Origin of the sequence: Mycobacterium sp., assembly GCF_035314905.1 — a bacterium.
Classification (GTDB): Bacteria; Actinomycetota; Actinomycetes; order Mycobacteriales; family Mycobacteriaceae; genus Mycobacterium.
On the sequence record NZ_DATFYW010000167.1, the window covers coordinates 1 to 7,816 of the forward strand.

Sequence of the window (7,816 nt, forward strand, 5' to 3'; positions counted from 1 at the left end):
TGGTGAAGATCAGGATGACGCTGGCCAGTTCCAGGCCGACGTTGGAGTGCGGGAACGCCGCCACCAGCGCCAGCGTCACGATCGGCAGGAACGACAGAATGGGGATGCTCTGCAGGACGTCGAGCAGCGGGATCATGACCCGCTCCGCGCGACGGTGCATGGCGGCGATGTGGCCGTAGACGAAGGTGAACACCAGCGAGAGCAGGTACGCCAGGATCATCCGCAGCAGCGAATAGCCGGCATATTCGGGCAGGACGGCGGCGAGAGATCGATGTGCACGACCGGCGTGGCCGGGGCGGTCCAGCGTGCCGCGGCCATGACCAGGAGCGTGATCGCCGCGGCGACCGCGAGCATCACCGTCACGTCAATCACGCCGAAGCGACGCGGTCGCGCCGCCGGACGGAGCGGCTGTGTCGGGCTCGCAACAGCACCGCGGCCGCCACCCTCGAGCCGCCGGCGCACGTGAGGATCGGCAGGAAGGTACACCTGCGTCATGCCTTACCTCCTCGGCCTCGCATTACCCACGTCCTCGAGCAGCGGGCGGCTGTCCAGCCGAGAGCGCCGCGCATACCGGGCTCGCCCGGGCCATAGGTTCCAAGGTCCTGACACCCGGCACGAGGGCAATCGTGATGCCGCACATCCGGGGTCGATTTGGTCCAAGTGGCGGACCGGGCGGGGCCTGTGACGGGGCGATGAACTCCGCGCCATGCGCTGGCCCCTCTCGGGTCGCGGCGACATGCTCCCCGCGTTGCCGGGGTGGTCGAGTGGTGTGCGCACCGGCTCCATCCGAGCACCGCACCACGGGCGACAGTAGGGACCGAAGTCCCGCCCCGGGTGGCATTCGTCGCCCGGGCTCACCCGGAACACAAATGTTAACGTTGCGTTGGCCTCTACGCCGCCTCGGTAACATGGCGCTTGGCAACGCGATTCGTTGACGTCCCGACCGGATAGCCGAGTCGGCACCTCCACCACCCCACCGCGTTGACCCAACCCCCGACGAACTAACGGGCGTGACCACCGGTCTGCCCGTGCGCGGGGGCCCCCTGCGCGATACTGAGCACGTGTCCGAGTTGGGGGACTGGGTCCGGGTGGACCCTCGCGCGGCCAGGCCGCCGTTCGACCAGTTGAGAACCCAGATCATCGGCGGCGTGCGCAACGGACGGCTGGCGGCGGGAGCCCGCCTGCCCACGGTCCGCGAGCTCGCTGCGCGGTTGGGCCTGGCGGTCAACACGGTGGCCCGCGCCTATCGCGAGCTGGAAGCCGCCGGGATCCTCGAAACCCGCGGCCGTTTCGGCACTTTCGTGGCCAGGCGGGATCCCGCCGACGTCTCGATGGCCGCGGCCGCCCGCGCCTACGTCGACACCGCCAGGGGCCTGGGCATCGATCGGGCCGAAGCGCTGCGGTACGTCAAGGAAGCGTTCGGCTAGCCGAACTCCAGCAGCGTCAGCGCCGGACGAACGTGGTCGAACACCGAGAGCCGCTGCATGGTCCACAGAAGCAGGTTGAACACCGGTCCGCGGCCCCGCGGCAGCGGCATGTCGTGCACCGCCCGGATCCCGGGCACGCTGTTGACGAGATCGGCGAGTTCGCCCACCGACATGGTGAACGGCATCGGCGGCGCGCGGTACTTCAGCGAGATTCTGATGCCGCGGCGCAGCATCGCGGCGAACCACGGCGGAGGCAGGTCGAACATCATCTGACCGCCCGGGAACCGGGCAGCGCATTCGCTGATCAGGCCGAGAACCTCATCTCGCTCCAGGTACATCAGCACGCCCTCGGCGGTGATGAACACGCCGTCGGACGGGTCCACTCGGTCCATCCAGCTGAAATCCAGCGCGGACTGCGCGCATACCGAGACGCGCGGCGACGGCGGTAACAGCCGCTTGCGCAACTCGATGATCGGTGGCAGATCGACCGTGAGCCAACGGAATTGGTCTCCGACGCCGGCCGCGTCGAGCCGGTGGAAGCTGGTCTGCAGCCCCTCGGCCAGCGCCACCACCGTGGCGGACGGATGTGTGGCCAGGTACCGGCGGGTGCTGTGGTCGAACGCCAGCGCCCGCACCGCGAGGTCCTGTCGACTCGGGATGCCGAACTTGGCGAAGTCGTAGTCGATGGTGTCCATCAGCCTGATCGCCATCGGATCGTCGATGATCGCGTCGTCGCGCCGGGCTTCGTTGGCGCGGGATCGCAGCGTCAGCAGCGCCGTTTCGGAGACTCCGCGCAACGTCGTGGCATCGGCTTTGGTCATGGCCATGACCTCATCGCAACACCTTGTTGAGTGTCCGCAGGTTGCGGGTGGTGGTCGCCGACTTGTACCGCTTCTTGCCCATGGTCTTCCCCATCGTGCTGTTCAGTGTCTGCGACCTCGGCACCTGCCAGTAGATCACCCCGTCGCCCCGCGCGATCCGCTCGCCGGGGCCGGGGTCGCCGGCGAGGTCGGCCAGCTCGTCGAGGACCGCCGCGTTCCAGACCAGCGTGACATAGGCGTGGTGGTCGGGCATTTCCGGCTCGAACGGGTAGTTGTCGACGATGGCCTGCACCGTCGGCAGGTCGTAGGCGAGCACCCAGGCGTCGTAACCGAACGTATCACGCAGCGTCGCTTCGGCTTTCGAACGCACCGACGCCGCGCTCCCGCGGCTGTCCAGCAGCACGTTGCCGGTTGCCAGGATCGTGCGCACGTTGGCGAAGCCCGCCTGCTCCAGCGCCGTGGCCACCTCGGCCATCTTCAGGCTCACCCCGCCGACATTGACGCCGCGAAGAAACGCCGCATACCGGGCCATCAGCCGAACTCCACCGTCATCGGTTCGATCCTAGAGCGACGGTTGTTCGACGTAGGCTCGCAGCATGGGCCCGCAATCATTCGACGACAAGTTGTTGGCTGTCATCAACGGGCACAGCTTCGGGGTGCTCGCGACGATCAAACGCGACGGGCGACCGCAGTTGTCGAACGTGTCGTACTACTACGACCCGCGAGGTGTGGCGATCGCGGTGTCGATCACCGAGCCGCGGGCCAAGACCCGCAACCTGCGCCGGGACCCGCGCGCGTCGATCCTGGTGAATTCCGACGACGGCTGGTCCTACGCGGTCGCCGAGGGCAACGCCGAGCTGAGCCCGCCCGCGATGCACACCCACGACGACACCGTCGAGGGGTTGATCCGGCTCTACCGCCACATCGCGGGCGAACATCCCGACTGGGACGACTACCGGCGGGCGATGGTCACCGACCGCAGAGTGCTGATGCGGATGCCGATCACCCACGTTTATGGCATGCCGCCCGGGGTGCGCTGACGCTACGCTGCGGACATGGCCGAGTCAGAGCATGCCGACGACGACACCAAGCGAAAGTTCCGCGAAGCGTTGGAACGCAAGAAGGCGCGGTCGTCGGGTACCGCGGACCACAAGGACGGCGGCGCCAAGCAACCGCGCACGCATGGCCCGGCGGAGCATCGCCGCGAGTTCCGCCGCAAGAGTGGCGGCTAGGCAACGATCCAGCGTTGGGCTAGGCTTTTCACATAATTCTGCCAGGTTGTGAGGACTTGGACGTTGTGCGACTGGCCGGAGACGAATACCGGCCGATCGAACTCGGGTGGTTGGTGTCAGGTTGATGAGCAGCCGATCGAAGCGGGCGCTGGCGGCGGGGGCGGTGCTGGCCGTCGCCCTGGCCGGCTGCGGCTCACAAAGCCGGCCGACGACGTCGATCACGGTGTTCGCGTCGTCATCGCTGATCAAGAGCTTCAGTGAGATCGGCAGGCAGTTCAAGTCCGACAACCCCGGCACGTCGGTGGAGTTCATCTTCGCCGGGTCGTCGGATCTGGCCGCGCAGTTGACCGACGGCGCAAGCGCCGACGTGTTCGCCGCAGGCGACCTGCCGAACATGGCCAGGGTCACCCATGCCGGCCTGGTCGCCGGAAACCCGGTCAATTTCGCGTCGAACAAGCTGGCCATCGCGGTGGCCCCGGGCAATCCCAGGAAGATCACGTCGTTTGTCGACCTGAACCGACCAGGGCTCAGGGTGGCGGTGTGCGCGCGTCCCCTTGTCTGCGCGTCAGAGGTGCAGCGCATCGAGGACAACACGGGGATTCAGCTTCACCCGACAGCGCAGGACTCCACCACAGCCGACATCGTCAGGAACGTGACGGACGGGCAGGTTGATGCCGGACTCGTCTACACCACCGACGCGCTGAATGCCGGTGACAACATTGCCTGGTTCAACATCCCCGAGTCCGTCGGAGCCGCCAACACCTACTCGATCGCGCTGATGAAAGATTCGGACCAGGCCCGGTTGGCCGGGCAGTTCATCAGATTGGTGACCGGCGACACGGGCCGGAAGATCCTCAGCGGCGCAGGCTTCGCCGCACCGTGACCCCGCCGTTTCTCGATTCATAGCCGACGCATAGCCGGCGCCCACGCGTCGCTCACCGACGCCCCGCATGCTCTGTTGCATGACGGGGATGACGCTGTAGCGCAACGCCGATTTCGTTGCGCCGCAACGGTTCACTTTTGACATTCGGCCGAACGCGGACGCGGTGGCGCGGGTGCGCGGCGTGCCGGTACTCGACGTCGTCGTGCCGGTGTACAACGAGGAGGCCGACCTGGCCGACTCGGTTCGCCGGCTGCATTCCTACCTGCGCGATCACCTGCCCTATTCGGCGCGCATCACGATCGCCGACAACGCCAGCGTCGATGACACCCCGCGCATCGCCGCGGAGCCGGCATCCGAACTCCCCGACGTTCGAATGGTCCGGCTCGAGCAGAAGGGCCGCGGGAGGGCCCTCAAGGCGGTGTGGTCGAGCAGCGACGCGCCGGTCTTGGCCTACATGGACGTCGACCTGTCCACCGATCTCGCGGCCCTGGGACCGCTGGTCGCGCCGCTCGTCTCCGGGCACTCCGACCTGGCGATCGGCACCCGGTTGAACCGGTCGTCGCGGGTGGTGCGCGGACCCAAGCGGGAGATCATTTCGCGCTGCTACAACCTCATCCTGTCGTCGACGCTGGCCGCAAGGTTCTCCGACGCCCAGTGCGGGTTCAAGGCGATCCGGGCCGAGGTGGCCCGGCAGCTGCTGCCCCGTGTCGAGGACACCGCATGGTTCTTCGACACCGAGTTGCTGGTGCTCGCCGAACGTGCGGGCCTGCGCATCCACGAGGTGCCGGTGGACTGGGTCGACGACCCCGACAGCCGGGTCGACATCGTGGCGACTGCCGCCGCAGACCTCAAAGGCGTCGTCCGCAGAGGCTTTGCGAACGGTTCGATTTCGGTCGCCGACCTGGCCCCGCAGCTGGGCTACCCGACGGCGCGGCGGTCGCTGATCGGCCAGGCGGTCCGGTTCGCCGTCATCGGGGTCGCCTGCACTCTCGCTTATCTCTTGCTGTTCTTGTTGTTGCACGACCCGCTCGGCGCGCAGAGCGCCAACCTGATGGCGCTGCTGGTGACCGCGATCGCCAACACCGCCGCCGATCGGCGCTTCACGTTCGGGATGCGGGGCCGCGCCGGCGCCGCGCGCCATCAATTCCAGGGGCTCGCGGTGTTTCTGCTCGCGCTGGGAATCACCGGCGGGGCGCTCGACGCGCTGCACAGCCTGGTGGCCGATCCCTCCGCTACCGTCGAGGTGGCAGTGCTCATCGTGGCCAATGCCGCCGCGACCGCCCTGCGCTTTGTGCTGCTGCGCGGCTGGGTGTTTCGCCACGCGGAAATCTAACGCCGCGCGGACCGTCTCTCCTCGGCCAGCACGGCGGCCAGGCATATCGCGGCCAGCGCGCACACCGCGAGGGCGAACGCGATGCCTGCGGTGCGCAGGCCCCACGCCTCCGCGGCCAGGCCCCCGCCGATGACGGGCACCGAGATCGCGATGTAGGCGACCACGAAGTAGGTGGAGCTGACCTCGGCGCGCCGGTCGGGCGGCGTCCGCTCGGCGACCGCGGCCAGGCCGCGGCTGAAGCTGACGCCCTGGCCGACACCGGCGACCACCGCCCCGGCGAGCAGCAGCGCCAGGCTTGAGATGTGAAGGGCCGCAGCGATGATCACCATCCCGACGACCAGCACCGCGCAGCCGAGGGCCACGGCACGTTGTGCCTCCATGCGACCGGCGACTATTTGTGCGGCGGCTGACGCGGCGAAGATCGAGGAGGCGATCGCACCCGCGACGGCATGGTTGCCGATGCCGATCACATCCGCGATGAACGACGGCGCGACCGCGGTGAACAGGCCGGTGACGGCGAACCCCGCGAATGCGGCGGTGGAGGCGGTGATGAAGACGGTGCGCACCTCGGCGGGCACCGACAGCCGCTGGAACCCGATGGCACCGCTGCGCTCCGACGTCTCGGGCGCGATCAGGACGCCCGCGATGGCCAGCACGGTCAGCGCGATGTGCACGATGAACGACAATTGCAGCGGATCCGGCGCGTACTGCACGAGCAGGCCGGCGATCAGTGGGCCGAGGCCCAGCCCGCCGATGTTGGCGATCGTCGCGACAGCGACCGCCCGGCCGCGCCAGGCGGGTGTCGCGGCCTCGATGACCGCGGCGGTGGCGGCGCCGGTGTACACGCCGGCCGACAGCCCGGAAAGCCCCCGCCCGATCAGCAGCAGGCCGACCGTGTGGGCGACCAGGAACACGACCGCGCTGGCGAGCGCAAAGGCCGCGCCCACCAGCAGCATCGGGCGCCGGCCCACCGCGTCGGACCAGCGGCCCATCACCAGCAGCGCGGCCAGCACGCCGGCTGCGTAGGTGGCGAACACCACCGTTGTCGTCAGGACCGAGAAGTGCATCTCCGCCGAGTACAGGGCGTACATCGGCGTCGGCAGTGTGGTGCCGATCATGATTGCGGCGAATGCGTAGGCCAGCAGCGGGAAGGCGACCCTCGACCGCCGGCCGTTCATCACGGTTCATCGTATCGACAGCCTCTTTGAGGGCAGTTCTAGACTGACCGGGTGGCAAATTGCAGCTTGTCCAAGATCCGGCGGCCGACGCGCTGCTGGACGACAACCCCCTGGCCCTGCTGATCGGCATGCTGCTCGACCAGCAGTAGACGACTACAACTGTCGGCCCGCCTACAGAAACGCTCGATTGCCGTACCGATCAAGCGAAACGAATTCCCCGACCGGTCTGCGCGTCGTGGGACCGTATCTGCCGATCGGCCAGCCAAGAGGGACCACCGCGCATGGAGTGACGTTCCACGGCAAGCCCAGGACTCGCTTCGCCGCGAACGTGCTCCACAGCGGCATGGTGATCAGCGCCGCGCCCAGTCCGGCCGCACGGGCCGCCAACAAGAGGTTTTGCACCGCGGGATAGATGGAGCCGTAGGCGCTGCTGGCCGCGATCGTTGGATACGGCGCAATGACACCTTTGATGCATGCCACCACGACCACGGGGATGTCGTCGAAGTGGTCAGCCTGCCATCGCACGGCCTTTTCGATGCGAAGCATCTTGCCGTCCATGCGTTTTTGTAGGGTGCGCTTGTAAATCGGCCCGAAGGCATTCATCGCGAGGCGGTTCAGGCGGCCAAGTTTCGCGACAACCTCGCGGTCCTTGACCACGATGAACTCCCAGTTCTGGGCGTTCGAACCAGTCGGCGCCTTCATTGCAAGCTCGAGGATGTGAAGCACCAGCGAGTCGTCAACCGGGTCACTCTTGAGCCGACGGATCGCCCGTTGCGTACGCATCGCCTCTTCGAGCGGCATGGCTAAGGGCTCTTGCTGCGTCATGACCATGATTCCAACACGGTCGGGCCACCCATGGGGCTCTCTCGGGCAAACGCCAAATCGACGGGCTACCTCACCGCCGCACAGTCCTAGACTGGCCGAGTGCCGAACCTGCGACTA

The 7,816-nt window shown here is 67.7% G+C and carries 10 protein-coding genes and 2 pseudogenes; 6 read left to right on the forward strand and 6 right to left on the reverse strand.

Annotated features, from left to right (window positions below; translation table 11 throughout):
• Together VKG81_RS14315 and VKG81_RS14320 are read right to left on the reverse strand one after the other, a co-directional pair.
• A pseudogene (locus VKG81_RS14315) lies at window positions 1–220 on the reverse strand (sulfonate ABC transporter permease); the annotation flags it as partial.
• Window positions 217–495: a hypothetical protein gene (locus VKG81_RS14320; RefSeq protein ID WP_324396982.1), complete on the reverse strand. Its 279-nt coding sequence runs from the start codon at window positions 493–495 to the stop codon at window positions 217–219. The pseudogene VKG81_RS14315 and the gene VKG81_RS14320, both read right to left, overlap by 4 nt.
• 566 nt (window positions 496–1,061) lie before the next feature.
• On the opposite strand from VKG81_RS14320, the gene VKG81_RS14325 reads away from it, so the two are divergent.
• Entirely contained in the window at window positions 1,062–1,427 is a 366-nt protein-coding gene (locus VKG81_RS14325) for a GntR family transcriptional regulator (protein WP_324396984.1), read from the forward strand.
• Here VKG81_RS14325 and VKG81_RS14330 read toward each other — a convergent pair.
• A complete protein-coding gene (locus tag VKG81_RS14330; protein WP_414685280.1) occupies window positions 1,424–2,248 on the reverse strand; it encodes a class I SAM-dependent methyltransferase in 825 nt (274 codons plus the stop codon). The two genes, VKG81_RS14325 and VKG81_RS14330, sit on opposite strands and share 4 nt — an antisense overlap.
• A 10-nt stretch (window positions 2,249–2,258) precedes the next feature.
• Window positions 2,259–2,780 (reverse strand): DUF1697 domain-containing protein, encoded by a 522-nt coding sequence (locus VKG81_RS14335; RefSeq protein ID WP_324396988.1) that lies wholly within the window; start codon window positions 2,778–2,780, stop codon window positions 2,259–2,261.
• A 64-nt stretch (window positions 2,781–2,844) separates the two neighbouring features.
• Between VKG81_RS14335 and VKG81_RS14340 the strand changes: the two genes are divergently transcribed.
• The 4 genes from VKG81_RS14340 to VKG81_RS14355 all read left to right on the forward strand — a co-directional run bounded on the left by VKG81_RS14340 (window position 2,845) and on the right by VKG81_RS14355 (window position 5,696).
• Window positions 2,845–3,288: a PPOX class F420-dependent oxidoreductase gene (locus VKG81_RS14340; protein ID WP_324396990.1), complete on the forward strand. Its 444-nt coding sequence runs from the start codon at window positions 2,845–2,847 to the stop codon at window positions 3,286–3,288.
• A gap of 15 nt (window positions 3,289–3,303) precedes the next feature.
• Window positions 3,304–3,480, forward strand: a complete 177-nt coding sequence (locus VKG81_RS14345) for a DUF5302 domain-containing protein (RefSeq protein ID WP_324396992.1) — start codon at window positions 3,304–3,306, stop codon at window positions 3,478–3,480.
• A 124-nt stretch (window positions 3,481–3,604) separates the two neighbouring features.
• Window positions 3,605–4,363 (forward strand): molybdate ABC transporter substrate-binding protein, encoded by a 759-nt coding sequence (gene modA, locus VKG81_RS14350; RefSeq protein WP_324396994.1) that lies wholly within the window; start codon window positions 3,605–3,607, stop codon window positions 4,361–4,363.
• A gap of 142 nt (window positions 4,364–4,505) precedes the next feature.
• Entirely contained in the window at window positions 4,506–5,696 is a 1,191-nt protein-coding gene (locus VKG81_RS14355; RefSeq protein ID WP_324397001.1) for a glycosyltransferase, read from the forward strand.
• Here the strand turns inward: VKG81_RS14355 and VKG81_RS14360 are convergent.
• The gene (locus VKG81_RS14360) at window positions 5,693–6,874 is read right to left on the reverse strand and encodes an MFS transporter (protein ID WP_324396996.1); all 1,182 of its coding nucleotides are present in this window, start codon (window positions 6,872–6,874) and stop codon (window positions 5,693–5,695) included. The two genes, VKG81_RS14355 and VKG81_RS14360, sit on opposite strands and share 4 nt — an antisense overlap.
• Window positions 6,875–6,933: 59 nt before the next feature.
• Here VKG81_RS14360 and VKG81_RS14365 point away from each other — a divergent pair.
• A pseudogene (locus VKG81_RS14365) lies at window positions 6,934–7,020 on the forward strand (Fe-S cluster assembly protein HesB); the annotation flags it as partial.
• A gap of 25 nt (window positions 7,021–7,045) precedes the next feature.
• Here the strand turns inward: VKG81_RS14365 and VKG81_RS14370 are convergent.
• Window positions 7,046–7,699: a nitroreductase family protein gene (locus VKG81_RS14370; RefSeq protein ID WP_324396998.1), complete on the reverse strand. Its 654-nt coding sequence runs from the start codon at window positions 7,697–7,699 to the stop codon at window positions 7,046–7,048.
• Window positions 7,700–7,816: the final 117 nt, after the last annotated feature.

Bases quoted from the DNA above. Each gene is read 5' to 3' on its own strand.
- VKG81_RS14320 (WP_324396982.1), bottom strand. From the start codon at position 495: ATGACGCAGGTGTACCTTCCTGCCGATCCTCACGTGCGCCGGCGGCTC.
- VKG81_RS14330 (WP_414685280.1), bottom strand. From the start codon at position 2,248: ATGACCAAAGCCGATGCCACGACGTTGCGCGGAGTCTCCGAAACGGCG.
- VKG81_RS14335 (WP_324396988.1), bottom strand. From the start codon at position 2,780: ATGGCCCGGTATGCGGCGTTTCTTCGCGGCGTCAATGTCGGCGGGGTG.
- VKG81_RS14340 (WP_324396990.1), top strand. From the start codon at position 2,845: ATGGGCCCGCAATCATTCGACGACAAGTTGTTGGCTGTCATCAACGGG.
- VKG81_RS14345 (WP_324396992.1), top strand. From the start codon at position 3,304: ATGGCCGAGTCAGAGCATGCCGACGACGACACCAAGCGAAAGTTCCGC.
- modA (WP_324396994.1), top strand. From the start codon at position 3,605: ATGAGCAGCCGATCGAAGCGGGCGCTGGCGGCGGGGGCGGTGCTGGCC.
- VKG81_RS14360 (WP_324396996.1), bottom strand. From the start codon at position 6,874: ATGAACGGCCGGCGGTCGAGGGTCGCCTTCCCGCTGCTGGCCTACGCA.
- VKG81_RS14370 (WP_324396998.1), bottom strand. From the start codon at position 7,699: ATGACGCAGCAAGAGCCCTTAGCCATGCCGCTCGAAGAGGCGATGCGT.